This is a genomic window from Roseateles microcysteis (assembly GCF_036880965.1).
Lineage (GTDB): Bacteria > Pseudomonadota > Gammaproteobacteria > Burkholderiales > Burkholderiaceae_C > JAUASW01.
On record NZ_JBAJMV010000001.1, the window covers coordinates 875,351 to 901,549 of the forward strand.

The 26,199-nt window shown below is 64.5% G+C and carries 20 protein-coding genes and 1 tRNA gene; 4 read left to right on the forward strand and 17 right to left on the reverse strand.

Translation table 11 applies throughout. The annotated features are described in order from the left end of the window. Positions 1–112: 112 nt before the first annotated feature. On the forward strand, positions 113–2,293 hold the full coding sequence (locus V3596_RS04010; RefSeq protein WP_334276297.1) for a sodium-translocating pyrophosphatase: 2,181 nt from the start codon (positions 113–115) through the stop codon (positions 2,291–2,293). A gap of 109 nt (positions 2,294–2,402) precedes the next feature. Beyond that, positions 2,403–3,230 carry a J domain-containing protein gene (locus V3596_RS04015; RefSeq protein WP_334276298.1) on the forward strand — a complete coding sequence of 276 codons (828 nt, stop codon included), beginning with the start codon at positions 2,403–2,405 and terminating at the stop codon, positions 3,228–3,230. 12 nt (positions 3,231–3,242) lie between these two features. On the opposite strand, the gene V3596_RS04020 is transcribed toward V3596_RS04015, so the two are convergent. From V3596_RS04020 to V3596_RS04085, 14 genes are all read right to left on the reverse strand, one after another. After that, positions 3,243–4,055 carry a hypothetical protein gene (locus V3596_RS04020; RefSeq protein WP_334276299.1) on the reverse strand — a complete coding sequence of 271 codons (813 nt, stop codon included), beginning with the start codon at positions 4,053–4,055 and terminating at the stop codon, positions 3,243–3,245. A 93-nt stretch (positions 4,056–4,148) separates the two neighbouring features. Beyond that, a complete protein-coding gene (gene mobA / locus V3596_RS04025) occupies positions 4,149–4,769 on the reverse strand; it encodes a molybdenum cofactor guanylyltransferase MobA (protein ID WP_334276300.1) in 621 nt (206 codons plus the stop codon). 99 nt (positions 4,770–4,868) lie between these two features. Next, positions 4,869–4,945 (reverse strand) — tRNA-Pro (locus tag V3596_RS04030). A gap of 37 nt (positions 4,946–4,982) precedes the next feature. Further along, positions 4,983–5,387 (reverse strand): MerR family transcriptional regulator, encoded by a 405-nt coding sequence (locus V3596_RS04035; RefSeq protein ID WP_334276301.1) that lies wholly within the window; start codon positions 5,385–5,387, stop codon positions 4,983–4,985. Positions 5,388–5,421: 34 nt separating this feature from the next. Next, entirely contained in the window at positions 5,422–5,796 is a 375-nt protein-coding gene (locus V3596_RS04040; protein ID WP_334276302.1) for an integration host factor subunit alpha, read from the reverse strand. A 29-nt stretch (positions 5,797–5,825) separates the two neighbouring features. Beyond that, positions 5,826–8,240: a phenylalanine--tRNA ligase subunit beta gene (gene pheT / locus V3596_RS04045; RefSeq protein ID WP_334276303.1), complete on the reverse strand. Its 2,415-nt coding sequence runs from the start codon at positions 8,238–8,240 to the stop codon at positions 5,826–5,828. Positions 8,241–8,284: 44 nt separating this feature from the next. After that, positions 8,285–9,322, reverse strand: coding sequence for a phenylalanine--tRNA ligase subunit alpha (pheS, locus tag V3596_RS04050; RefSeq protein WP_334276304.1), 1,038 nt, complete (start codon positions 9,320–9,322; stop codon positions 8,285–8,287). Between the two features lie 129 nt (positions 9,323–9,451). After that, positions 9,452–9,808: a 50S ribosomal protein L20 gene (gene rplT / locus V3596_RS04055; protein ID WP_334276305.1), complete on the reverse strand. Its 357-nt coding sequence runs from the start codon at positions 9,806–9,808 to the stop codon at positions 9,452–9,454. Positions 9,809–9,837: 29 nt separating this feature from the next. After that, on the reverse strand, positions 9,838–10,041 hold the full coding sequence (rpmI, locus tag V3596_RS04060) for a 50S ribosomal protein L35 (protein ID WP_282823763.1): 204 nt from the start codon (positions 10,039–10,041) through the stop codon (positions 9,838–9,840). Positions 10,042–10,164: 123 nt separating this feature from the next. Beyond that, the gene (infC, locus tag V3596_RS04065) at positions 10,165–10,710 is read right to left on the reverse strand and encodes a translation initiation factor IF-3 (RefSeq protein WP_334276487.1); all 546 of its coding nucleotides are present in this window, start codon (positions 10,708–10,710) and stop codon (positions 10,165–10,167) included. A gap of 70 nt (positions 10,711–10,780) precedes the next feature. Beyond that, the gene (gene thrS / locus V3596_RS04070) at positions 10,781–12,688 is read right to left on the reverse strand and encodes a threonine--tRNA ligase (RefSeq protein WP_334276306.1); all 1,908 of its coding nucleotides are present in this window, start codon (positions 12,686–12,688) and stop codon (positions 10,781–10,783) included. 208 nt (positions 12,689–12,896) lie between these two features. Then, the gene (locus V3596_RS04075) at positions 12,897–13,967 is read right to left on the reverse strand and encodes a patatin-like phospholipase family protein (protein WP_334276307.1); all 1,071 of its coding nucleotides are present in this window, start codon (positions 13,965–13,967) and stop codon (positions 12,897–12,899) included. Positions 13,968–13,990: 23 nt separating this feature from the next. Next, the gene (locus tag V3596_RS04080; RefSeq protein ID WP_334276308.1) at positions 13,991–16,189 is read right to left on the reverse strand and encodes a TonB-dependent receptor plug domain-containing protein; all 2,199 of its coding nucleotides are present in this window, start codon (positions 16,187–16,189) and stop codon (positions 13,991–13,993) included. A gap of 119 nt (positions 16,190–16,308) precedes the next feature. Continuing rightward, positions 16,309–18,720, reverse strand: coding sequence for a Tex family protein (locus V3596_RS04085; RefSeq protein ID WP_334276309.1), 2,412 nt, complete (start codon positions 18,718–18,720; stop codon positions 16,309–16,311). 103 nt (positions 18,721–18,823) lie between these two features. Between V3596_RS04085 and V3596_RS04090 the strand changes: the two genes are divergently transcribed. Continuing rightward, complete coding sequence (locus tag V3596_RS04090; RefSeq protein WP_334276310.1) at positions 18,824–19,333, forward strand: GAF domain-containing protein; 510 nt, start codon at positions 18,824–18,826, stop codon at positions 19,331–19,333. 28 nt (positions 19,334–19,361) lie between these two features. On the opposite strand, the gene V3596_RS04095 is transcribed toward V3596_RS04090, so the two are convergent. Next, complete coding sequence (locus V3596_RS04095) at positions 19,362–23,273, reverse strand: FAD/FMN-binding oxidoreductase (protein ID WP_334276311.1); 3,912 nt, start codon at positions 23,271–23,273, stop codon at positions 19,362–19,364. A gap of 266 nt (positions 23,274–23,539) precedes the next feature. Between V3596_RS04095 and ugpQ the strand changes: the two genes are divergently transcribed. Further along, complete coding sequence (gene ugpQ, locus V3596_RS04100) at positions 23,540–24,274, forward strand: glycerophosphodiester phosphodiesterase (RefSeq protein ID WP_334276312.1); 735 nt, start codon at positions 23,540–23,542, stop codon at positions 24,272–24,274. On the opposite strand, the gene V3596_RS04105 is transcribed toward ugpQ, so the two are convergent. Together V3596_RS04105 and V3596_RS04110 are read right to left on the reverse strand one after the other, a co-directional pair. Next, positions 24,261–24,833: a GNAT family N-acetyltransferase gene (locus V3596_RS04105; RefSeq protein ID WP_334276313.1), complete on the reverse strand. Its 573-nt coding sequence runs from the start codon at positions 24,831–24,833 to the stop codon at positions 24,261–24,263. The two genes, ugpQ and V3596_RS04105, sit on opposite strands and share 14 nt — an antisense overlap. Positions 24,834–24,838: 5 nt before the next feature. Beyond that, positions 24,839–26,161, reverse strand: a complete 1,323-nt coding sequence (locus V3596_RS04110) for an MFS transporter (RefSeq protein ID WP_334276314.1) — start codon at positions 26,159–26,161, stop codon at positions 24,839–24,841. Positions 26,162–26,199: the final 38 nt, after the last annotated feature.

Genomic DNA, 26,199 nt, shown 5'->3' on the forward strand with positions numbered 1-26,199 from the left:
AAAACGGGCCCCTTCCTTAGCATGCCCCGAGCGACCTGGCGGCCCTCTGACTTGGGCGGAATGGCTGCAGGCGTGAATTCACAACGGCAGAGACAACCGAGGAGACATGTACATGTCGACAGATGTAGCGCTGTACTTCGCGCTGGCCTGTGGCGTCGCCGCAGTCATATATGGCTTTGTTCAACGCAGCTGGATCCTGAGTCAGGACGCTGGCAATGCCCGCATGCAGGAGATCGCAGCTGCGATCCAGCAGGGCGCCGCTGCTTATCTGGCACGCCAGTACAAGACGATTGCCATCGTCGGCGTCGTGCTGGCCCTTCCGATCGCCTACTTCCTGGGCATGACCACCGCCGTGGGCTTCGTCATCGGCGCGGTTCTTTCGGGCGCCTGTGGCTTCATCGGCATGAATGTGTCGGTGCGGGCCAATGTGCGCACGGCGCAGGCCGCCACCAAGGGCATGGCGCCGGCCTTGAGCGTTGCCTTCAAGGGCGGCGCCATCACCGGCATGCTGGTCGTGGGCCTGGGCCTGCTGGGCGTCGGCCTGTTCTTCTGGCACATCAGCGAGGGCGGCAAGCACATCGACCCGACCACGCTGAAGCCTCTGCTGGGCTTTGCCTTCGGCTCGTCGCTGATCTCGATCTTTGCCCGTCTGGGTGGCGGCATCTTCACCAAGGGCGCTGACGTCGGCGCCGACCTGGTGGGCAAGGTGGAAGCCGGCATTCCCGAGGACGACCCGCGCAACCCCGCCGTGATCGCCGACAACGTCGGCGACAACGTCGGCGACTGCGCCGGCATGGCGGCCGACCTGTTCGAGACCTATGCCGTGACCCTGATCGCCACGATGGCGCTGGGCGCGCTGATGGTCGCGGGCGCAGGCACGATCAACGCCTTGATCTATCCGCTGGTGCTGGGCGGCGTATCCATCCTGGCTTCCATCATCGGCTGCAGCATGGTCAAGGCCTCGCCGGGCATGAAGAACGTGATGCCGGCGCTCTACAAGGGCCTGGCCGTGGCAGGCGTGCTCTCGCTGATCGCGTTCTACTTCATCACCACCGCGCTCTTCCCGCAGGGCCTGACGCTCGCCAGTGGCGCCATGGTTTCGGCCAACGCTCTGTTCGGTGCCTGCGCCGTCGGCCTGGTGCTGACCGCCGCGATGGTCTGGATCACCGAGTACTACACCGGCACGCAGTACAAGCCGGTGCAGCATATCGCTGAAGCCTCGACAACCGGCCACGGCACCAACATCATTGCCGGCCTGGGCGTCTCGATGCGCTCCACCGCCTGGCCGGTGCTGTTCGTCTGCGTGGCCATCCTGGTGGCCTACCAGCTGGGCGGCCTGTACGCCATCGCTGTTGCAGCCACCTCGATGCTGAGCATGGCCGGCATCGTCGTGGCCCTGGACGCCTACGGACCGATCACCGACAACGCCGGCGGCATCGCCGAAATGGCCGAGCTGCCGGACAGCGTGCGCGCGATCACCGATCCGCTGGACGCCGTGGGCAACACCACCAAGGCCGTGACCAAGGGCTATGCCATCGGCTCCGCCGGCCTGGCTGCCCTGGTGCTGTTCGCCGACTACACCCACTCGCTGGAAGGCCGCGGTTTCTCGGTGGCCTTTGACCTGAGCGATCCGAACGTGATCGTGGGCCTCTTCATCGGCGGCCTGATTCCCTACCTGTTCGGTGCCATGGCCATGGAAGCCGTGGGCCGCGCAGCCGGCTCGGTGGTGGTGGAAGTGCGCCGCCAGTTCCGCGACATCAAGGGCATCATGGACGGCTCGGGCAAGCCCGAATACGGCAAGGCCGTGGACATGCTGACCACGGCGGCGATCAAGGAAATGATCGTGCCTTCGCTGCTGCCCGTGGTCGTGCCGGTGATCGTCGGCCTGGCCCTCGGCCCGGCAGCGCTCGGCGGACTGCTGATGGGCACCATCGTGACCGGCCTGTTCGTGGCCATCTCGATGTGCACCGGCGGCGGCGCCTGGGACAACGCCAAGAAGTACATCGAAGACGGCCACCATGGCGGCAAGGGCAGCGAAGCCCACAAGGCTGCAGTGACCGGCGACACCGTGGGTGACCCGTACAAGGACACGGCCGGCCCGGCAGTGAACCCTTTGATCAAGATCATCAACATCGTGGCGCTGCTGATCGTGCCGCTGCTGCCGATGACGGCTGCCAACACCAAGGCGGCTACGCACGAGCCGGTTGCGGCCACGGCCAGCGCGCCTGCGGCCATGGAAGCGGCTTCCGCACCGATGGCCCCGGCAGAACCCGCTTCGGGCGCCTCGCAGTAACCAGCTGTCGCCTGATCCGAACCGAACAGCCCCTTCTAGGGGCTGTATCTATTTCTGGGCCCTTGTTCTCAGGTGAAAATACGACCCATGTCCCGGAGAGCCCTGCGTGATGAATGAAGGCCTGGCCCTGTCGCGCCACGCGCTGGCTCGCCGCCAGAATGCGCTGGCCGACATGCGCCGCTACCTGACGATCCAGGAACAGGACTTCCAGCTGCTGCGTGCCACGCTCCTGCAGTTCATGCACCGCTACCAGGGCGAGCTGGGCTCGCTCTATCAGGAGCTGGAGCATGTCGAGGGCCAGCTGCAGCGCATCGTGCTGGGCCTGGGTGGCACCGACATCGCGCCCCCCCCGAAAATAACCCACGCCGCCATGCCGGCACTGGCCTCGCCCTTGCCGCCTCCGCCGGGCTTGCCGCCTGAGCCTGCCGCCTCCGGCGCGCCTGGCGAACCGCCGAGCTTGAAGCAACTCTACCGGCGTGCCGCCATGCGTCTGCACCCTGATCGCGTGCTCGGCGAGCCTGATCGCCAGCGCAGCCTGGTCAGCATGATGGCGGTCAACGATGCCTATGCCCGCGAGGATCGCCAGGCGCTGGAGAACCTCCTGATCGCCGCCGGCGAAGACGCCGTACGTGTGACTGGCGAGAACATGCAGCCGCGCCTCGACTGGCTGCGCCGAGCCGAGCACATCGTGCAGGAGCGGCTGGGCGTCGTGCAGCTACGCCAACGGCAGCTTCAGGAGCACCCTCTGAACCGGCTCTGGCAGGCCGTCAGCAAGGCCGAGACCAAGGGCCTGCGCCCGCTGACGGTGATGGCCAACCGCCTGCGCACCCAGATCTCGGAGCGCCGCCGCGAACTCTATATCGGCCAGCGGCTGCAGCCCGGCACCGCCCTGGCGCAGAGCTTTCTGAGCGAGCGCCGCACCCGTCTCGAGGCCTGACTCGCGCTCGCCTCAGGCGTCGCGCGGGTCGCCCTGCAGATAGTGGCCGAAGACCTGCTGGAAGGCTTCGGAACTACGGTCACCCAGCTTGCCATCCTCGCGCAGAAAGATGCCTGGAAAGCGGTTCAGGAACTGCTGCAACTCCAGCGCACCCGGCAAGACCTTGGCGGGCGAATAGCGCAGTGCCGCGCTGCTCTTGGCCAGCGCCCTGGCCAGTTGGGCGTCGTTCGCGGTTGAGGCGAACGACGGCGCATCGACCAGCCCCAGCTCCGCCAGCCGGCGCAGCAAGGCCGCCGCCCCCACCTGCTTGCTGACCGCCGTGGGCGACCAGGTGCCGTCAGCCACATACTTGCCGCGGCTGTAGTGGCTGCTCATGCTCCACAGGTAGGGCGATTTGCACTCGGGGTGGTAGCTGCGATAGCCCCAGCCGTTGTAGCCCTCCCATTTGTAGAGAATGCCCGGCACACTCCAGTCGGACCAGCTGTCGTACCTGTCCAGCCGCAAGGCGTCATTGGCGCTCTGCTCCCAGGTGAACGGCGGCGTGCCAACCTTGGGCCGGCCGGCGGGCACCTGCACCGTGCGCTCGGCCAGAGGATCGCCGTTGTGCAGATGGCGCTTGAAGTCGAGCCCGCCTTCCATCGCATGCAGGACGGCCACCACGTACCAGGGAATGCCAAGCGGGTCGGCAACACCGCGATAGCGGGCCTCAGCATTGCGCAGTTGCTGCGTCATCTGATTCACGAGCGCCTGGCGCTCGGGCAGGATCTGGCAGCTGTCGAACAGCTGCTGATACTCGTTGCGCAGGGCTGTGGTCAATGCGGGCATGTCGCGGGCTCCAGGAAAGTCCGGCAAGCATCGGCCAGCCCGGCCCGGGCGCGCATCCCTAACTCACGGGTGGCTCGGGCTGCTTCACTGCACCTATCGCTCGCCCTGCCGCAGCTGCAGGGCCTGCAGTTCCTCGGCCGTATTGGCGTTGGCAAATGCGGCCGCATCTTCGAACATCACTTCGACGCATTCCTGCGCGCAGGCCCAAGCCTCGATCTTGCGTCGACCGCTGACCACATAGTCTTCGAGGCCGGCCTGCACGCTGGCCTTCATCAGGCAGAACACCGGCTGACGCTGCACCTTGCCACTTCCGTCGCGAGTGACAACCATGGCAATCTCCGCACCAGCCTCCTGCAGCGCACGTGCCAGGCGCGCCACCATGTCCAGAGGGAAGTTCGGCGTGTCGCAAGGCACGGTGGCCAGATAAGGCGTGCGACAGCGGTCCAGGCCGCTCAGAAAGCCCGCCAGCGGGCCGAGGAAGTCTGCCTCAGCGTCGCTGCAGACCGGCACACCAAGGCTCGCATAAGCCTTCAGGTTGCGATTCGCATTGATCAGCAAGGGGCCGACCTGAGGCGCCAGTCGGGCCAGCGCGTTCTGCGCCAGCGTGTGCCCGCGGAAGGGCAGCATGCCCTTGTCCACGCCGCCCATGCGGCTGCCCTGGCCGCCGGCAAGGAGGAGACCGGTAATCAGCGAAGGATCAAGTCCGGTTGACATGGTTCAGAAGCGCTGCAGGCGATCTTGTACAACAGGCCCAAGAAGGAGAAAAGGGCCTGATGCTTGCACATCAGGCCCTTCGGATTTCTCGCTATTCAGTGGTCGGGACGGCGGGATTCGAACTCGCGACCCCTTGCACCCCATGCAAGTGCGCTACCAGGCTGCGCTACGCCCCGACTGAAGAGCGAGAGTATATACGATTTTTTCGCTCCCTCAGAGGAGCAGCGTCTCGCGAATCGCCTTGAGCTCCTGCCGGAGCTGGCCCATCGACATCTGCTCGCCGCTGTGCGGTGCCGCCACCTCGACAGGTTCGCCGAAATCGGCATCGGGCTCGAAGTCCTGCAGCGCTTCCATGCGCGCGGCGCCCAGATCGGAGAGCTGATTGCGGGCCCCGCTGATCGTGAAGCCCTGGTCGTACAGCAGGTCACGGATGCGCCGGATCAGCAGCACCTCATGATGCTGGTAGTAGCGCCGGTTGCCGCGGCGCTTCATTGGGCGCAGCTGTGTGAACTCCTGCTCCCAGTAGCGAAGCACATAGGGCTTCACGCCGCACAGCTCGCTCACCTCACCGATGGTGAAGTAGCGTTTGGCTGGGATGGCTGGGAGCGCTTTCTCCATTGAAATCAAGGGCTTCAGGTTGGGAGGTCAGACTCTACTCGAAGTCTTCCCCGGCAGGTGCATCGCCTTGTACCTGGGATTTCAACTTGTGGCTGGCGTGGAACGTGACCACATTGCGCGCCTTGATCGGGATCGATTCGCCGGTGCGCGGGTTGCGGCCCGGGCGTGGCGCCTTGCGACGGATGTTGAAGTTGCCAAAGCCCGAAAGCTTCACATCGTCGCCACGCACCAGGGTCGCATGGATGATGTCAAAGAAGGCTTCGACCATGTCCTTGGATTCACGCTTGTTCAGGCCGAGCTTGTCGAACAGCAGGTCGGCCAGCTCGGCCTTGGTCAGCGTGGGTGTTTCAAGGCTGGGCAGGAGCACGCTCAACGCGGCGGGCTTGATGTCTTCTTGGTCGTCGCTCATGGTCTCTTGGTCTCCTCCGCTGTTCTCGATCAACCGCGCAGACGTGCGCCGAGCTTCTCACCCAGGGCCGCGAGCACACGGGCCACGGTCTGCTCGATGCGCTCATCGGTCAGCGTCGTCTCTTCGTCCAGCAGTTCCAGGCGCACTGCCATGCTGCGCTCCCCGGCCTGCATCTCGGCATTGGCCTGACCGGGCTTGAACACATCGAACAGCTTGGCGGAACGGACCAGGCCGTCCTGTGCGCCTTGAATGGTGCTGATCAGCGCGTCATGGGTGACCTGCTCGCCAACGATCACTGCGATGTCACGCAACACCGACTGCTGGCGCTGCACGCCCTGACCCTTGGGCAGGGTCAAGCTCAGCACCGCATCGAGGTCGAGCTCAAACAGCACCGGGGCAGAGGGCAGCTCATAGCCTTGGCGCCACTTGGGATGCAGCTCGCCGACGACACCGATCTCCTGGCCATCCAGCAGCACGCGTGCGCTGCGGCCCGGATGCAAGGCCGGATGTTCTGCGGCCACGAACTGCAATTGGCGCGGCGCAAACAGTGATTCGAGGTCGCCCTTCACATCGAAGAAGTCAACCAGGCGATCACGCTGCGACCATTGCGATTGGTCTGCGGCTCCCCAGGCCAGCGCGGCCACGCGCATCGGCTGGCGCACGCCGGCGATGCTGCTGTCGCTCTCGACGATGGAGGCGTCACGCAGGAACACACGGCCGATCTCGAACACGCGCACGCGCGGGGCCTTGCGGGTCAGGTTGTAGCGCAACACCTGCACCAGGCTGCCGATCAGGCTGGTGCGCATCACGGCCAGCGGCGCGGCAATCGGGTTCAAGAGCTGGATCGGATTGGCATTGCCCGCCAGCTCCTGCTCCCAACGCGCTTCGACGAAGCTGAAGTTGATGGTCTCGAAATAGTCGCGACCGGCAAGCGCGTGGCGCAGCGCATGCACCGAGGCACGCGACTCCGAGCGCACCTTGCCCACCACCGGCGCGAGCGGCGGCGTGTCCGGCAAGTTCGGATAGCCCAGGACGCGGATCACCTCCTCGACCAGGTCTTCCTCGATCTGGATGTCGAAACGCCAGCTCGGGGGCGTCACCGTCAGCGTGCCCTCGCCTTCCACGTAGTCGAGGCCGAGGCGCTGGAACACGGTCGCGCATTGCGCCTGGGTCAGCGGCATGCCGATGATCTTGGCGGCACGGGCTACGCGCAGCGTGACCGGCTTGCGGGCAGGCAACTGCGTCGTCTGGTCGTCCATGGGGCCAGCTTCACCACCGCAGATGTCGACGATCAACTGCGTGATGCGCTCGATGTGTTCGACCGTCTGCGCCGGATCGACACCACGCTCGAAGCGGTGACCAGCATCCGTCGAGAAGTTGAACTTGCGCGAGCGGCCGGCGACCGCCTTGGGCCACCAGAAAGCGGCCTCGACGTAGACGTTCCGCGTGTCGTCAGACACGGCCGTGGCGTCGCCGCCCATGATGCCGGCAAGCGACTCCACTTGCTTCGAATCGGCGATGACGCCCACCGTCTCGTCGAGCTCGATCGTGTTGCCGTTCAGGAGCTTCAGCGCCTCGCCCTGCTTGGCCCAGCGCACGGTCAGGCCATCGTGGATCTTGTCGAGGTCGAAGATGTGGCTGGGGCGACCGAACTCGAACATCACATAGTTCGAGATGTCGACCAGCGGCGACACCGAGCGTTGGCCGCAACGGGCCAGGCGCTCAACCATCCAGGCCGGCGTCTGCGCTTTGGTATTGACGCCGCGCACGATGCGGCCGGAGAAGCGGCCGCAAAGATCAGCCGCTTCAATGCGCACCGGCAGCTTCGCGTCATGCTTGACGGCAACCGGCGTGAATTCCGGCTTCAGGAGTGGCGAGCCAGTCAGCGCCGAGACTTCCCGGGCGACGCCGTAGACGCTCAGGCAATGCGCCAGATTGGGGGTGAGCTTCAGCGTGAAGAGCGTGTCGTCGAGCTTCAGGTGCTCGCGGATGTTCTGGCCGATGGGCGCATCGGCGGCCAGCTCCAGCAGGCCACCGTGGTCCTCGGAAAGCTTCAGCTCACGGGCCGAGCACAGCATGCCGAAGCTCTCCACACCGCGCAGTTTCCCCTTGCCGATCTGGAAAGGCTTGCCGTCTTCGCCCGGGGGCAGTTCAGCGCCGATGGTGGCCAGAGGAACGCGAATGCCGGCACGCGCATTCGGCGCGCCGCAGACGATCTGCAGCGGCTCTGCGCCTCCAGCGTTGACCGTGCAGACGCGCAGCTTGTCGGCATTTGGATGCTGCTCGGCCGACAGGATTTCGGCGACCACGATGCCATGGAAAGGCGGTGCCACCGGGCGCAGCTCTTCGACTTCCAGGCCGGACATGGTCAGCAGCTCGGCCAGCTCTTGGGTGTTCAGTGCGGGGTTGCAGAAGCTCCGCAGCCAGGACTCGGGGAATTGCATGTTCTGTTCTCTTCAGGCGTTCGTTTGCGGGTTGTTCTTGCGGATCACTTGAACTGACTCAAGAATCGCAGGTCGCCGTCAAAGAACAGGCGCAAATCGTTGACGCCGTAGCGCAGCATGGCCAGGCGATCGATGCCCGAGCCGAAAGCGAAGCCGATGTAGCGCTCAGGGTCCAGGCCCATATTGCGAATCACCTGCGGATGCACCTGGCCCGAGCCCGACACCTCCAGCCATCGGCCCTTCAAGGGGCCGGAGCCGAACATCATGTCGATCTCGGCACTGGGTTCGGTGAACGGGAAATAGCTCGGACGGAAGCGGATGTCCATGTCCGTCGTCTCGAAGAACTGGTGCATGAAGTTCACATAGACAGACTTCAGGTCCTTGAACGAAACGTTCTCGCCAACCCACAGGCCTTCGACCTGGTGGAACATCGGCGAATGCGTGGCATCGCTGTCGACGCGGTAGGTGCGGCCCGGCGCAATCACGCGGATCTCGGGCATGGGCAGGCCGGCATCGATCAGCGCCTTGTGCTTCTTCACATGCTGGACCGCATGACGGATCTGCATCGGGCTGGTGTGGGTGCGCAGCACATGGCCGCCTTCGATATAGAAGGTGTCGTGCATCGAGCGGGCCGGGTGGTCTTCCGGCGTGTTCAGCGCCGTGAAGTTGAACCAGTCGTTCTCGATCTCGGGACCGTCGGCCACATCAAAGCCCATCGAGCCAAAGATGGCCTCGATGCGCTCCATGGCGCGGGTGATCGGGTGCAGGCCACCGGTGCCGCGGTTGCGGCCGGGCAGCGTCACGTCCAGCGCCTCAGCCTTCAATTGGATGGCCAACTCGGCATCGGCCAGCGCCTGGCGACGGGCAGCGAGAGCGGCTTCGATGCCGGTCTTCAAGACATTGATCTCCGCGCCGCGGGTCTTTTTCTCTTCAATCGGCAATGCGGCCAGGCCTTTCATCAGCTCGGTCACGCGACCGGACTTGCCGATGAATCGCGCCTTGGCGTTCTCCAGGTCAGCGGGCGTGGCAGCAGCGGCGAATTCCGCTTGCGCCTGTTGCAGCAATTGATCGAGATCGTTCATCGCGGGGCGATCGTTTCAGTTCGGGAAACAAATAAGAAAAGGCCGAGCACCACAGGTGTTCGGCCTTTAAAGGGCGCGCCCCGGCTTGCACCGGGGCTGCCGCTGCCGCTCGCGGCGGCAGACGGGCAATTAAGCGAGAGCGGCCTTCACCTTGTCGAAGATGCTGGCAAAACCAGCAGGATCGTTGACGGCGAGATCGGCCAGGACCTTGCGGTCAATGTCGATCTGAGCCTTCTTCAGGCCAGCCACAAACTTGCTGTAGGTCAGTCCCAGACCGCGGCTTGCTGCGTTGATACGAGCAATCCACAGTGCACGGAACACGCGCTTCTTGGCACGACGGTCACGGTAGGCGTATTGGCCTGCCTTCATCACCGCCTGCTTGGCGATGCGGAAGACATTCTTGCGACGACCACGGAAGCCCTTGGCCAGAGCCAGGACCTTCTTGTGACGGGCACGAGCGGTAACACCACGTTTAACGCGAGGCATATTAAATCTCCTTTAGTTAAATGGTGGAATTACAGGCCAGCGAAAGGCAACATTTGAGCCATGTGGCCCATGTTGGTTTCGTGGACGGTCACGGTGCCGCGCAGTTGGCGCTTGTTCTTCGTGGACTTCTTGGTCAGGATGTGGCGCTTGAACGCTTGACCGCGCTTGACGGTACCACCCGGACGAACGCGAAAACGCTTCTTCGCGCTGCTCTTGGTCTTCATTTTGGGCATGTTAGTGCTCCTTTTAAGTATGTCCCTGGGGCGGCTCCGATTCCTCGTTGCACTTGTTTGGCCTCAGGAGACTAATAAGCCCGCCGACGACCAGATCGGCGGGCTGAAACTGCCAGAAACGCTTTAGCGCTTCTTTGGTGCAAGCACCATGATCATCTGCCGGCCTTCGAGCTTGGGCATGTTCTCGACCACCGACACGTCTGCCAGCTCGTCGCGAATCCGCTCCAGCAGGCGCATGCCGATGTCCTGGTGGGTGATTTCGCGGCCGCGGTAACGCAGCGTCACCTTGCCCTTGTCACCATCCTCGGCGATGAAGCGGCGCAGATTGCGCATCTTGATCTGGTAGTCGCCTTCGTCCGTACCCGGGCGGAACTTGACTTCCTTGATCTCGATGACCTTCTGCTTCGACTTCGCTTCGGCCGCGCGCTTCTGCTCGATGTACTTGAACTTGCCGTAGTCCATCAACCGGCACACGGGCGGGTTGGCGGTGGGCGAGATTTCAACCAGATCGACGTCCAGGTCACCCGCCATGCGCAGGGCTTCCTGGATGCTCACGACGCCAATGGGCTCATTTTCCGGGCCATTCAGGCGGACTTCGGGAGCAAGAATTTCACGGTTCAGCCGATGCTTTCGCTCAGGAATAGCTCGACGGTCAGCAAAAGTAGCGATGGTGCTTACCTTTCAATGGACCCAAGGCGAGGCCCGACAAGAACGAAAGCGCGCCCTGGATCGAACCTCATCAGGCCTTGGAGGTGATGGCTTCCGACAGCTTCGATTGGAAGTCTGCCAGTGACATCACACCCAGGTCTTGGTTGCCTCGGGCGCGCACTGCAACGGCACCGTTTGCCTTCTCCTTGTCGCCTACGACCAGGATGAACGGTACCTTCTGCAAAGAATGCTCGCGGATTTTATACGTGATTTTCTCGTTCCGCAAATCTGCCGAGACTCTAACCCCTTGTTTTTGCAGCGATTTCACGATCTCAGCCACGTAGTCGGCCTGCGCATCCGTGATATTGGCGACGACAACCTGGGTCGGCGACAGCCAAGCCGGCAGCGCGCCGGAGTGCTGCTCGATCAGGATGCCGATGAAACGCTCCAGGCTGCCGACGATGGCACGGTGCAGCATGATGGGGCGATGGCGCGAGCCGTCTTCGCCGACGAACTCGGCGTCCAGGCGCTCGGGCATGTTCGGGTCCACCTGGATGGTGCCGCACTGCCACTGGCGGCCCAGTGCGTCCTTCAGCGTGTACTCGATCTTCGGACCGTAGAAGGCGCCCTCGCCCGGCAGGTACTCGAACTCGCAACCGGAAGCGCGCAGGCCTTCGGCCAGCGCCGCCTCGGCACGGTCCCAGCTCTCTTCGGTGCCGATGCGCTTCTCGGGGCGCGTCGACAGCTTGAACAGGATTTCGTTGAAGCCGAAGTCCTTGTAGACCTTGCGCAAGAGTGTCGTGAAGGTCGTGACCTCTTGCTGGATCATGTCTTCAGTGCAGAAGATGTGACCGTCGTCCTGTGTGAAGCCGCGCACGCGCATGATGCCGTGCAGGCCGCCCGTGGGCTCGTTGCGGTGGCATTGGCCGAACTCGCCGAAGCGCAGCGGCAGGTCGCGGTAGCTCTTGATGCCCTGCTTGAAGATCAGGATGTGGCCGGGGCAGTTCATCGGCTTCAGCGCATAGTCACGCTTCTCCGACTCGGTCGTGAACATGTTCTCGCGGTACTTGTCCCAGTGGCCGGACTTCTCCCACAGGCTCTTGTCCAGGATCTGCGGGCCCTTGACCTCCAGGTAGCCGTTCTCGCGGTAGACGCGGCGCATGTACTGCTCCACCTCCTGCCAGACCGTCCAGCCCTTGGGATGCCAGAACACCGTGCCCGGAGAGACCTCATCGATGTGGAACAGGTCGAGTTCCTTGCCGAGCTTGCGGTGGTCGCGCTTCTCGGCTTCCTCCAGCATCGTCAGGTACTTCTGCAGGTCGTCCTTGGTGGCCCAGGCCGTGCCGTAGATGCGTTGCAGCTGTTCGTTGTTGTGGTCGCCGCGCCAGTAGGCGCCGGCCACCTTCATCAGCTTGAAGTGCTTGAGCTTGCCCGTGGAAGGCACGTGCGGGCCGCGGCACAGGTCGGTGAACTTGCCTTCGGCATACAGCGAGACGTCTTCGTTCGCCGGGATGCTGGCGATGATCTCGGCCTTGTAGGCCTCGCCGATGCTCTTGAAGTAAGCCACGGCCTCGTCGCGCGGCAGCACAGTGCGCGTGACCTGCTCGTCCTTCTTGGCGAGCTCGTTCATCTTCGATTCGATAGCAGCCAGGTCTTCCGGCGTGAAGGGGCGCTTGTACGAGAAGTCGTAGAAGAAGCCATGCTCGATCACCGGGCCGATAGTGACCTGGGCATCGGGAAACAGCTCCTTCACGGCATAGGCCAGCAAGTGGGCTGTCGAGTGGCGGATGACTTCCAGGCCATCGGCATCCTTGTCGGTGACGATGGCGAGTTGCGAGTCCGTCGCCATCAGATGGCTGGTGTCCACCAGCTTGCCGTCAACGCGGCCGGCCAGTGCAGCCTTGGCCAGGCCGGCGCCGATGGAGGCGGCGACTTGCGCCACCGTGACGGGCGAGTCGAATTCGCGCTTGGAACCGTCGGGCAATTGAATCGAAATCATGGGTAGCTCCTGAAGCCCGGCGATCACTCGAGGATCGGGGCTCGAAAAACAAAAAGCGCGGCCACTTGCCGCGCTTTTGGTATGAAATGAAAAAGACGAGACGAGCCGCGGCCGACTAAACCTGAGTGGTGGAGGTCGTAGTTCGCGGTGTCATAACCAGGTCGCCTTTCTCATCCTTGCTGATTGGAGGAGCGCCGATTGTAGCGAATCAAAGCGGCAGCGCCTGAACCGAGCTGCTCTGGGTCAGTGTGGCAAATTCATCGCGCAGCCGCTCGCCTTCACGCACGGCGCGCAGCCAGGCGCTCGCACGTGCATTCACATCGTCGCCGTAATGCTGGAAATCGGCTCTATCCGGCAGCTTGGCGCGCGGCAGGCTCTTGACGAATTCCTCGCTGGGCGCGAGCACCACCACGTTGTCGAGAAACGCGCTCGGCGCATGCCGATGCTTCAAGGCCTTGTCCAGCCAGCCGGGCACCACGCTGCGCTGGAAATGCGGATACAGCACGATGCCGTCGCCCAGCATCTGCGCGTAGTCGAGGTGCAGGTGATAGTCGGTGATGCCGCCATCCCAATAGGCACCACGCGGCGCGCCAGGGATGTCGTGCACGGCCTTCAGCCAGAAGGGAATCGAGCAACTGGCCAGCAGCGCCTGCAGCAGATTGCGACGATTGAGTTCGACCTGGCGACTGCGATAGTCCTTCAAGAGCATTGGCAGCGGCGAGCGCAGGTCGGAGAAGACGACCCGCTCCAGCCAGGCGCCCATGGCACGACGTGAGACCAGGTTGGTTGCGAAGGCGCCGAAATAGCCAAGCGGCGTGCGCAGGCGCCCTTCCCTTGCGAGCACATGCCGGCCACGCGAGGTGAAAAGGTGAAGGCGGAAACGCGGATGGCTCAAGACCTGGGCCTCGCGGCCGCCGAAAACCTCGTTCAGCTTGGCGGCAAATCCGCCGCTGACGGAGGCAGCCGTCGGCGCCTTGCCCGGTGCATGCTCGTAGTCCTGGTGCGCGTACTCCACGGCCAACCGAGCAAACTCTTCTTCGGCATTGCCCAGGCATGCCGTCGCCATGCGCCAGGCGCCTATCGACGCTCCCAGCAGATGAACGTCCTGCGCGCTGCTGCCCAGCCAGGGGCCGAAGATGTGTCGATCAAGCCCGTTGAGGATCAGGCCCTTGGGCCCGCCGGCCGCTGCGGGAATGACGCGCACGTCGTCGGCGCGCAGGCCGCGTTCGGCCAAACGAATGCGGGCCCGAGGGCCCGCATGGATTTGCAGTGCTTGCATGCACCGCAGTCTAAATGCTCTGCTTAGAGCTTCTGCTCCCACGACAGGCCGAACTGCGCGCGGCCATAACGCTCAGTACGGCTGTAGCCGTTCGTGACGAAGGTGGTCGAACGGGTATCGACCGGCCACAGGTTGTTGGCCGACATGCGGATCGAGCTGGTGCGGCTGAGCATCCATTGCGCGAACATGTCGAAGCCACGGCTGCGGGTCTGCTCCATCGACTGCGTCAAGGTCTGCGTCGTCAGGTAGCCAGGCGTGAAGCTCAGGTTCGCACCCATGCTCACCGGCAGGCCCGTCAGGCGGTAGTCAAAGCCACCCGTGATCGACCAGGGCTGCTGGCCATCCAGGCGATTGTCCGGTCCGGGCAGATTCTGGACCTTGGACTTGTAGTAGTTGAGCGAAGCCCGCAGGTTCAGCGGCAGCTTGGCGTCGAAGACCGAGGGCAACAATTCGCCGGCACGGCCCTTGATCTCGAACTCCAGGCCAGCCGTCTCGGCACGCGCGAAGTTGGTCGGATGATTGACGTAGCGCGCCTGCGTCTTCGACACATTCAAGGCCGAGCCCGCAGCCTCGAGCGTCGTGACGTTGCGCATCAGGTCGTTCACACGGCGGTAGAAGCCGCCGATGCTGATCATGCCGCCACCGCTGAGGTATTTCTCATAGGCAACGTCCAGACCGGTTGCCAGCTCGGGCTTGAGGTCAGGGTTGCCGATGAAGTCAGGCGCCAGGTAGGTGTTGGGCGTGTTCGGATCCGGGTACAGGCCCGAGATGGCCGGGCGTGCCAGCAACTGGTTCAGGTTGGGTGCCTTGTAGCTGCGCGTCAGGCTGGTGCGGATCAGGTCACGGCCCTTGGGGTCGATCTTGTAGTTGATGTGCAAGAGCGGCGTCGTGACGCTGCTCTTGTTGCGGCGCTCGGCATCGCCCACGGCGGCGCTCTCGGTGACGATGCGCTCGGTGCGCAGGCCCAGATAGGCCGACCACTGCGGCGAAATCTCCCAGTCGTCCTGGATGAAGAAGGCCTGGCGCTGAATGGTGGCCGCAAACGGCAGGCCATCAACGCCCGGCAACTGGGCCTTGCCGCCGACGGTCACGAAACGCGTCTCGTCGCGCTTGCGCCATTCCAGGTCCCAGCCCAGCGCAAGGCTGTGCGCGTCATTGAGGACCTGCGCGAACTTGCCGGCCTGGGTGAGGTTGCGGTCGGTGTTGTCGCCGACCGAACCTCGCTGCTGGTTGTCGTAGACCGTGTTGTTGAACGTGCCGTGTACTTCCTGACCGCCCGCCTTGAGCTCGATACGGCGCGTTTCGCTCAGCTGGTTGTTGTACTGCAGGTTGGCGCGTGCCATCCGGAAGGTGCCGATGTTGCGGCTGTTGTAGTCCTCGCTCGGCAGGCCCGACTTGAGAATCGTCTCGTACTCCGGGTTGAAGTGCCAGCGGCCCTGCTGCATGAAGGCCATGGCCGTCAGGTTCTCCTCGTCGCTGATCTTCCAGTTCATGCGCGGCGAGAAGTTCCAGCCGTTGCCCCAGCCGTTCTGTTCCAGGCGCTGGGTGATCACCGAGGGCTGGCCATTCGAACCTTGAGCTGCGCGGGTCGTTGTCGACTCCTGCTGATTGCGCCAGGAGAACAGCGAGATCGGCAGCGTGTAGCCCAGGTCGCCCTTCTTCTCGCCATAGGTGTAGGAGCCGGACACGCTGGGTCGCACGGCGCTGTAGCCCATGTTCAGGCGCAGGTCGCGCTGAGTGACCTTGGGCGCGTCCTTCAGGATGATGTTGATGGCACCGGCAACCGCCTGCGCGCTCTGGTCGGCGCTGGGGCCCTTGGTGACTTCAATGCGCTCCACCTGGGCCGGGTCCAGCTGGGTCAGGTCGAAACCCGGGGGCGCCGGGTCGCCGTTCAGCAGGATCAGCGTGTAGCCGCTGCCCAGGCCACGCATGCGCGGTGCACCACCCGACACGTTGACGCCCGGCAGGCGCTTGAGCACATCGGCCACATTGGTATCGCCGAACTTGTCGAGTTCCTCTCGGCCATAGACCTGCTTGGCCACCTGGGACTTGCGGCGCAGGTCCGTATCGCTCTGCGGGCGAGCGCTGATTTCAACCCGTTCCAGCTTGGCGCCAGGGCGGGGCTGGCCGTCGCCGGGGCCTTGCGGGCCTTCCTGGGCAAATGCGGCGGCAGAGGTCAGCAGCGCGCAAGCGGCGGCAATGGCGTGTTTCTTATTGGTCAAGATGTACTGCTCCAAGGGAGGGTCTGAACTGAGGCGGCACGATATCGATACTCGTAAACCCTGTCAGGCTGGATGCGATCAGTTGCAGGAATCCGGTGCCCAAGCGCGAGCAGGCGACGTCAACGGCGTCCTTGCAGCTTGGCAAAAGCCTCGGCCATGGCATTGCCGCCTGCCGGCGCCTGCGCCTTGCCGCTGCCACCGGCTCGCTCATTGCGCGCTGCGGGGCGGAAGTTGTTGTCGGCGCTCTTGGCACCTCGGGCTTGCGGCGCCGCGTCCAGCTTCATCGTCAGCGAAATGCGCTTGCGGGCCAGGTCGACCTCCAGCACCCTGACCTTGACGATGTCGCCGGTCTTCACCACCTCGCGGGCATCATTGACGAACTTGTTCGACAGCTGGCTCACGTGGACCAGCCCATCCTGGTGCACGCCCAGGTCGACGAAGGCACCGAACTGCGCAACGTTGGAGACCGTGCCTTCCAGCACCATGCCTTCGGTCAGGTCCTTGATGTCCTCGACGCCGTCGTTGAAGCGCGCGACCTTGAAGTCCGGACGCGGGTCGCGGCCCGGCTTCTCCAGCTCGGCCAGGATGTCCTTGACGGTGATGGCGCCGAATGTCTCGTCGGCAAAGGCCTCGGGGCGAAGCGTGCGTATCACGTCACTCTTGCCCAGCACCTCGGTCGCGGGGCGGCCGAGCTGGGTCAGCATGCGCTGCACGACCGGATAGGTTTCCGGGTGCACGCCGCTGAGGTCCAGCGGGTTGTCGCCATCGCGGATGCGCAGGAAACCTGCCGCCTGCTCGAAGGTCTTGGGGCCCAGGCCGGTCACGTCGAGCAACTGCTTTCGGTTGCGGAAAGAGCCGTTGGCGTCGCGCCAGCGCACGATGCTCGCTGCCACGGCAGCCGAGAGGCCCGACACGCGGGACAGCAGCGGCGCCGACGCCGTGTTCAGGTCCACGCCCACCGAGTTCACGCAGTCTTCCACCACGGCGTCCAGCGTCTTGGCCAGCTCGCTCTGATTCACGTCATGCTGGTACTGACCGACGCCGATGCTCTTCGGGTCGATCTTGACCAGCTCGGCCAGCGGGTCCTGCAGGCGGCGGGCGATGGACACGGCACCGCGGAGGCTCACGTCCAGGTCGGGCAACTCCTTCGATGCGAACTCGGAGGCCGAATAGACCGACGCACCGGCCTCGCTGACCACGACCTTCTCGATGTTCACCTCAGGCGCCATCTGCTGGATGCGCTTGATCAAGTCGGCGGCCAGCTTGTCGGTCTCGCGGCTGGCGGTGCCGTTGCCGATGGCGATCAGGTTCACGCCATGGGTGGCCACCAGGCGGCCCAGCGTATGCAGCGAACCTTCCCAGTCCTTGCGCGGCTCGTGCGGATAGACGGTGTTGGTGTCCAGCACCTTGCCGGTGTCACTGACGACAGCCACCTTCACGCCGGTGCGGATGCCCGGGTCCAGGCCCATCACCACGCGCTTGCCGGCCGGCGCGGCCAGCAGCAGGTCGCGCAGGTTCTCCGCAAACACCTTGATGGCGGTTGCTTCAGCTGCTTCGCGCAGGCGCGAGAACAGGTCGCGCTCCAGGCTCATCGCCAGCTTGACCTTCCAAGTCCAGGCCACGGTCTTGCGGATCAACTCGTCGCTCGCGCGAATCGGAGCCCCCACGCTCCCTGCGCTCGCTGCCCCCCGGGTGGGCTGGGCATGCCCCGGCGAAGCCGGATGCATCCCCGCATGGCTCCAGCCCAGATGGCGAGCAATGCGGCCCTCGGCCAGACCGGGCTGACCCGGCACCAGCACTTCGTCGAGGCTCAGCTTGGCATCGAGGAATTCCTGCGTGCGACCACGGAACACGGCCAGCGCGCGGTGCGAAGGCACGGTGCGGATTGGCTCGGCGTAATCAAAGTAGTCGCGGAACTTGGAGATGTCCGGGTTGTTCTCGTCCTTGCCGTCCATCAGCTTGGACTGGAACAGGCCTTCTTCCCACAGCCATTCGCGCAGCTTGCCGATCAGCACGGCATCTTCAGCCCAGCGCTCGCTGAGCAGGTCGCGCACACCGTCCAGCACGGCAAACGCATCGGCGAAGCCGGCGTCGGGGTTCAGGAAAGCGGCCGCCTCGGACATCGGGTCGAGCGATGGGTCGGCAAACAGTTTGTCGGCCAGCGGCTCCAGGCCGGCCTCGCGGGCGATCAGGCCCTTGGTGCGGCGCTTGACCTTGTAGGGCAGGTAGAGGTCTTCCAGCTCCTGCTTGGTGGGCGCGGCCTCGATGGATGCACGCAGCTCAGGCGTCAGCTTGCCCTGCTCGTCGATGCTCTTGAGCACCGCGGCGCGGCGCTCTTCAAGCTCGCGAAGATAGCCCAGGCGCGATTCCAGCTCGCGCAGCTGGATGTCGTCCAGGCCCTCGGTGGCTTCCTTGCGGTAGCGGGCGATGAAGGGAACGGTGGCGCCGCCGTCGAGCAGCTCGACGGCTGCATTGACCTGGGTGGGGCGGACCTTCAGCTCGGCCGCCAACTGCAGAAGAATCTTGTCCAAAACGTCTAGGTACGGGTAAACGAGGAAGCGCGGGAGTTTGCCACAGGGCAAGTTACGCAGATCCCGCGCATGCGGGCCACATTCGAAGCCCAAGGAGAAACCGATGTTTGACAAGCCCAAGGTTCTTGCCATCTCGAAGCAGTTGATGGACGGCGGCATGGCCTCCTCTGCGTTCTATGAACAGCTGACGCGCACCCTGGCAGAGGAAATGGGCTGCACGCGCGCCAGCCTCTGGCGCTATCCGGATCCCGAACTGCGCATGAGCATCGAGTGCCTGAGCCTGTACGACCGCACGGATGCCAAGTGGACCAATGGCGCCGTGCTGACGGAGGAAGACTTCGGCCCCTATTTCGAGGCCATGCGCCGCGACAACCTGATCGTCGCAGGGGATGCCCGCGCCAATCCGATCACCAGCTGCTTCAACGAGATCTACTTCGAGCCGCTTGGCATCTATTCCTTGCTCGACGTCGGCATCAACATCGGTGGCACCCCTTTTGGCCTGTTCTGCTGCGAGAACACCACCGACATCCTCGACTGGACGCCCGAGCACGTCGAGTACCTGCGCCAGGTCGGCACCCTGCTCGGCTATGCGCTGAGGAAGGCCGCCGGCTGAAGCCGGCCAGCCGCCTGCGAACGGCCTCCTAGACCAGCACCCGCTCGATGCCGCCCTGATTCGCCTTGGCCACGTACTCGGGCATCCAGTCCTTGCCGAGGATCTGGTTGGCCATCTCGACCACGATGTAGTCGGCTTCCAGGAGGCCATTCTGCAGGTCGTTGCCGTAGCGAGAGAGGCCTTGCAGGCAGCTCGGGCAGCTGGTCAGGATCTTCAGGTTCTCGGCTGCCGCGACCTTGCCGCTGTCGCGCAATTCGGTCTCCATCTTGCGCAGCTCTTCTTCCTTGCGGAAGCGGACCTGTGTCGAGATGTCGGGCCGGGTCACGCCCAGCGTGCCGCTCTCGCCGCAGCAGCGTTCGCTCTTCACCACCTCGGGCCCGACGAGCGCCTTCACGGTCTTCATCGGGTCCTGCAGCTTCATCGGGCTGTGGCAGGGGTCGTGATACAGGAAAGCCTGGTTGGAGCTGAGCTTGATGCCCTTCTCCAAGAGGTATTCGTGGATGTCGATGATGCGGCAGCCCGGGAAGATGTCCTCGAACTTGTAGCCCTGCAGTTGGTCATAGCAGGTGCCGCAGCTCACCACCACGGTCTTGATGTCCAGGTAGTTGAGCGTGTTGGCCACGCGGTGGAAGAGCACCCGGTTGTCGGTGATCATCTTCTCGGCCTTGTCGAACTGGCCCGAACCGCGCTGCGGGTAACCGCAGCACAGATAGCCCGGCGGCAAGACCGTCTGCACGCCCGCATGCCAGAGCATGGCCTGCGTGGCCAGACCCACCTGCGAGAACAATCGCTCCGAACCGCAGCCCGGAAAATAGAACACAGCCTCCGTCTCGGCCGTGGTGGCGGCCGGGTTGCGGATGATGGGCACGTAGTCCTTGTCCTCGATGTCCAGGAGCGCACGCGCCGTCTTCTTCGGCAGTCCGCCCGGCAGTTTCTTGTTGATGAAGTGAATCACCTGCTCCTTGATCGGAGCGGGGCCCAGCGTCGCGCGCGGCGCGGCGGTCTGCTTCTTCGCGAAGGTCTTCAAGACGTCGTGCGCCAGGCGCTGCGCCTTGAAGCCCACGCCCACCATGGCGCTGCGTGCGAGCTTGATCGTCTCCGGGCTCGTGGCGTTCAGCATGAACATCGCCGCCGCATTGCCGGGGCGGAAGCTCTTCTGGCCCATCTTGCGCAGGAGGTTGCGCATGTTCATGGTCACGTCGCCGAAGTCGATCTTGACCGGACAGGGGTTCGCGCACTTGTGGCAGACCGTGCAGTGGTCGGCCACGTCCTCGAATTCTTCCCAGTGCTTGATCGACACGCCCCGGCGCGTCTGCTCCTCGTACAGAAAGGCCTCGACCAGCAGCGAGGTGGCGAGAATCTTGTTGCGCGGCGAATAAAGCAGGTTGGCGCGTGGCACATGTGTCGCGCAGACCGGCTTGCACTTGCCACAGCGCAGGCAGTCCTTGACGCTGTCGGCAATCGCGCCGATATCGCTCTGCTGCATGATCAGGGATTCATGCCCCATCAGCCCAAAGCTCGGGGTGTAGGCATTGGTCAGATCGGCATAGGTGGTCAGCGAATCAGGCCCACCCAGGCGCAAGAGCTTGCCCTTGTTGAAGCGGCCCTCCGGGTCGACCTTGGCCTTGTAGCCGGCAAACGGCGCCAGCTCTTCATCGCTCAGAAATTCGAGCTTCGTGATGCCGATGCCGTGCTCGCCCGAGATCACACCGTCCAGCGAGCGCGCCAGCTTCATGATGCGTGCCACGGCTTCGTGCGCCGTCTGTAGCATCTCGTAGTTGTCGGAGTTGACCGGGATGTTGGTGTGCACGTTGCCGTCGCCGGCATGCATGTGCAAGGCCACCCAGACGCGGCCGCGCAAGACTTCCTTGTGGATGCGCTTGCACTCTTCGATGATGGCAGCGAAGGCGCCGCCGGCAAAGATTTCCTGCAAGGGCTTCAGGATCTGCGCCTTCCAGGAAGCGCGCAGCGAGTGGTCCTGCAACTGATCGAAGTAGCTGCGCTCTTCTTCTCTCGGTGCGTCCAGCTCGTCTTTCCAGCGCGCCCAGCGGCCGCTGATCTCGTCGAGCAAGGCCAGCGCCTGCTGCACGCGGTCTTCCAGGAGTTCGGCGCTCGGGATCTCGCTCGCGTCGTCGCTCTTGCCGAGCGGCAGCTTGCCCTGCGAGAAGAAGGCCTTCAGCGAATCAACCAGCGCGAGCTTGTTGCGCAGGCTGAGCTCGATATTGATGCGCTCGATGCCCAGCGTGTACTCGCCCATGCGCTCCAGCGGAATCACCACGTCCTCGTTCACCTTGAACGCATTGGTGTGCTTGGAGATGGCGGCAGTGCGCTTGCGGTCGAGCCAGAACTTCTTGCGCGCGTCGGCCGAGACGGCCACAAAGCCCTCGCCGCTGCGGCCATTGGCGAGGCGAACGACTTCAGACGTTGCACGCGCCACGGCGTTTTCGTCGTCGCCGACGATGTCGCCGATCAAGACCATCTTGGGCAGGCCGCCGCGCTTGCTCTTGGTGGCATAGCCCACGGCCTTCAGGTAGCGGTCGTCCAGGTGCTCGAGGCCGGCGAGGATGGCACCACCCTCGTTCTTCGCCTCGGCGAACATGAAGTCCTTGATGTCCACGATGGACGGTACGCAGTCCTTGGGATTGCCGAAGAACTCCAGGCAGACCGTGCGCACATGCTTTGGCATGCGGTGCACGATCCAGCGCGCACTGGTGATCAGGCCATCGCAGCCTTCCTTCTGGATGCCGGGCAGGCCGGCCAGGAACTTGTCGGTCACGTCCTTGCCGAGACCCTCCTTGCGGAAGGTGCGGCCCGGGATGTCGAGGCGCTCGGTGCGCTCCAGCTTCTTGCCTGAGGCGTCGAAGTAGCGCAGCTCGAAGCTGGCCGTCGCCACGTCGTGGATCTTGCCGAGGTTGTGGTTGAGGCGGACGACCTCCAGCCACTTGGCCTCGGGCGTCACCATGCGCCAGCTGGCCAGGTTGTCCAGCGCCGTGCCCCACAGCACAGCCTTCTTTCCGCCAGCGTTCATGGCGACGTTGCCGCCCACGCAGGAGGCTTCGGCCGACGTCGGGTCCACGGCGAACACAAAGCCGTGCTGCTCGGCGAGATCGGACACGCGCTGCGTGACCACGCCGGCCTCGCTGAAGATCGTTGCCACCGGCTTGTCGACGCCTGGCAATTGCAGCATCTCGACGCCTCGCAGCGCCTCGAGCTTCTCGGTGTTGATCACCGCGCTGTTCCACACCAGCGGTACGGCGCCGCCGGTGTAGCCGGTGCCGCCTCCTCGCGGGATGATGGTCAGGCCCAGCTCGATACAGCCAGCCACCAGGCCGGCCATCTCGGCTTCGGTATCGGGCGTCAGGACGACAAACGGGTACTCGACCCGCCAGTCGGTCGCGTCGGTCACATGCGAAACGCGCGACAGGCCATCAAACTTGATGTTGTCCTTGGCGGTGCGCTTGCCGAGCAATTTGTTCGTTTGCCGGCGCAGGTCGTAAATGCGACGGAACAGCGCGCCGAACTCGGCCACGGCCTTGCGTGCAGCTTCCAGGAGCTCGCCCACGGCGGCGTCACGCTTGGCGTCGCTCGGGTTGCGACGCTTCTCCACCTCGTGCAGTCGGTGCTCCAGGGCATCGATCAGCATCTGGCGGCGCTTGGGGTTGTCGAGCAGGTCGTCCTGCAGATAGGGGTTGCGCTGCACCACCCAGATGTCACCCAGCACTTCATAAAGCATGCGGGCGGAGCGGCCGGTACGGCGCTCTTCGCGCAGCTGGTTCAGCGTGTCCCAGGCGGATTCACCCAGCAGCCGGATGACGATCTCGCGGTCCGAGAACGAGGTGTAGTTGTAGGGAATCTCGCGCAGTCGGGGCGCGGCATCCAGCACTGCTTCGTTGGCAGCGGTGGCGATCTCGGCGGGCATCAGCGGATGCGGTGCATTCATGGCGGCCTGGTCAGTCCAACAAAAGGTCGCCGACCCTCGCACTGATGGCAAGCCCGGCGCCATGGTCATGGCGCCGGCAGAGCGTCCGCTTGGCCGGTCCGATGCGCCGGTGCCGCAGATCGCTGCCGGGCGTTCTCGCGGATACAAGAGGCCCAGCGGTCGTCGGAGCGTGATCCTACCGCAGTGCAGCATGGCCGCCGCCCCAGCGGGGGCATTGATGCAATAGAGTGGCGCATCCAAGCACGAGGCTGATACGAGGTTGACGCATGCAGTCCTGGCCCCTTCCCTTCTGGATCGCCCACCGGGGTGCCGGCAAGCTGGCGCCGGAGAACACGCTGGCCGCATTTCGGCTGGGCGCCGCGCACGGCTACCGGGCCTTTGAGTGCGATGTGAAGCTGAGCAGCGACGGCCAGCCCTTTCTCCTGCATGACGACAAGCTCAACCGCACCACCTCGGGCCGCGGCCCGGCCGGGGCCTTGAGCTGGCATGAGCTGAGCCGTCTCGACGCCGGCAGCTGGCACAGCCGCGCGCACGCTGGCGAGCAGATACCCAGCCTGGAGACCGTGGCGGCCTTCTGCCGCCGCAATGGCTACGGGCTGAACCTGGAACTCAAGCCGAACCCCGGTCAGGAAGAAGAAACCGGACGCGTTGTTGCGCTGGCTGTTCGCGCGCTCTGGGCTGGCGACGCGCGGCCACCCTTGCTGAGCTCTTTCAAGCCCGCGGCCGTTGCAGCCGCGCAAGCCGCAGCCCCCGAATTGCCACGCGGCCTGTTGCTCGACAGCCTTCGAGCCAGCTGGCGCGATGAGGCGAAGTCCCTGCAATGCATCGCCGTCATCACCAATTACGCGCTGATGGACCGACAGATGGTCGAAGCCATCCACGGCCTGGGCATGAAGGCCTTGGTCTATACGGTGAACGATGAATCGGTCGCCAAGTGGCTGATCGCCAATGGCCTGGACGGCATCATCACCGACGCGGTCGACAAGTTCAGCCCGGTCTGAAGCTCACATACAGGCAGCTGTTGCGAAGCTCGCCGGCCACATTGGTCGAATCGCCTTGCGCAATGGACTCGAGCTTGAAGCCACAGCGCTCAGCCACCGCGCGGCTGCGCACGTTGCGTTCATCGCAGCGTATCTCCAGGCGCCTGGCGCGCAGCTTGCTGAAAGCCATCGCCGCCAGGCCATGGACCGCCTCGCTGATGAAACCCTGCCCCTGCGCGCTGCGACGCAGCCAGTAGCCGATCTCGAAGCGCCCGGCCGCCCAGTCGAAGCGGTGCAGGCCGGTGGCGCCCAGCAGGCGCCGACCTTGCGGCTCGCGGCTGTAGATCTGGAACGGCAGGTCCTGGCGCAGGATGAAGGCCGCCAATTGACGCCGCACCACGCCCTCGGTTTCGTCAATGGTCGGCGCCTGCTGCGCCCAGGGCATCCAGGGTTGCAGCTGTTCCAGGGTCTCGATGACCGCCTCGTTCAGGGCCGGCCCGACGCCAGCGCGCGGTGCCAGCAACACCAGGCGATCGGTCTCGATCTTTTCGGGCACTTCGATCAGAACGGGGTCGATCATCGACATCACTTGCTCGGCTGCAGTTCAGGTTCATGCGCGCTGCCGAGTTTGGGCAATTCGCGCACGCCGCGGATGGTCGAGTTGCGCCAGGCCAGCACTGCGAGCAGCAAGGCACCGAAGCCAGAGAAAAGCAGGGCCGCGCGCAAGTCCACATGCTCGCCCAACCAGCCGCCGATCAAGGCCCCAGGCCCAGCGGGAATCAGGATCAGCCAGCGCATGGTGCTCGTCATTCGCCCCAGCAGCGGCGCCGGCGTGACCGCCTGGCGCAGCGACAGGAAGTTGATGAAGATCAGCACGGCGCCGATGCCGAAGGTGAACAGCATGAAGGCGAAGGCCGCGATGCCCAGCGCATTGGCGGGTGCCACGGCCAGGGCCAACCAGCCGAGGCCACAGGTCGCAAAGCCCAGCACCAGGCTGGGGCCCGGGCCGATGCGTCGCGAAAGCCGGTGGCCAAGCACGCTGGCCAACACGGTGCCGGCGCCAAGGCCCACGTACGACAGGCCCACTTGCTGCGCCGTCAAACCCAGCACCCGCGTGGCGAAGAGGATCTGCACCACTTGCGCGCCGTTGTGGAACATCTGCCAACCGCCCACCGCGCAAGCCAGGCTCACCAGCAGCCGCTGCCGCCGCACGAAGTTCACGCCGGCCTTCAGGTCGCGCCAGAAGTCCGCGCCCGAGCCTTTGGCCGCCACCTGCTCTTCGACCCTGATGCCACGCAGGATCAAGGCGGAAGCCAGCACCAGCAAGGCATCGGCAGCCAAGGCCATCGGCGCACCGAGCATCTTGATCAAGAGCCCGGCAACGCCCGGCCCCGCGACTTCAGCGCCTGACGATGCCAGGGCGTTCTTGGCATGTGCTTCGACCAAACGGTCGCGCGAGACGACCTGGGTCAGGACGATCTGCGCAGCGCTGCCCGCCACCGTGTAGACACATCCCAGCACGAAGCCCACGGCATACAGCCAGCCCATGCTCAGCCAGCCCATCCAGGCCGCCAGCGGCACGGTGGCCACGGTGAATGCCAGCAGCGTCTCGCCCGCAACATAGACCGGCAGCTTGCGCACCCGGTCCAGCCAGACGCCGCCCGGCAGCGAGAACAGCACGAAGGGCACGATCTCCATCGAGGTCAGCAGGCCCATTTGCGTGGGCGTGGCCTGCAGCAGCACCGCCGCCGTCAATGGCAAGGCGAGCATCGTGATCTGCCCGCCCAGCGAGCTGATCAGGATGGAACTCCACAGGCGGCGATAGACGCGGTCGCGCAGCAGGTCGGTCGGCGGCAGGGTGACCGCCCGCTTCAAACGCTCATACCAGGGCTCAAGCCAGGTCAGCATGATGAATCACTCCATGGCACGACCGGCGGCGACCCTCG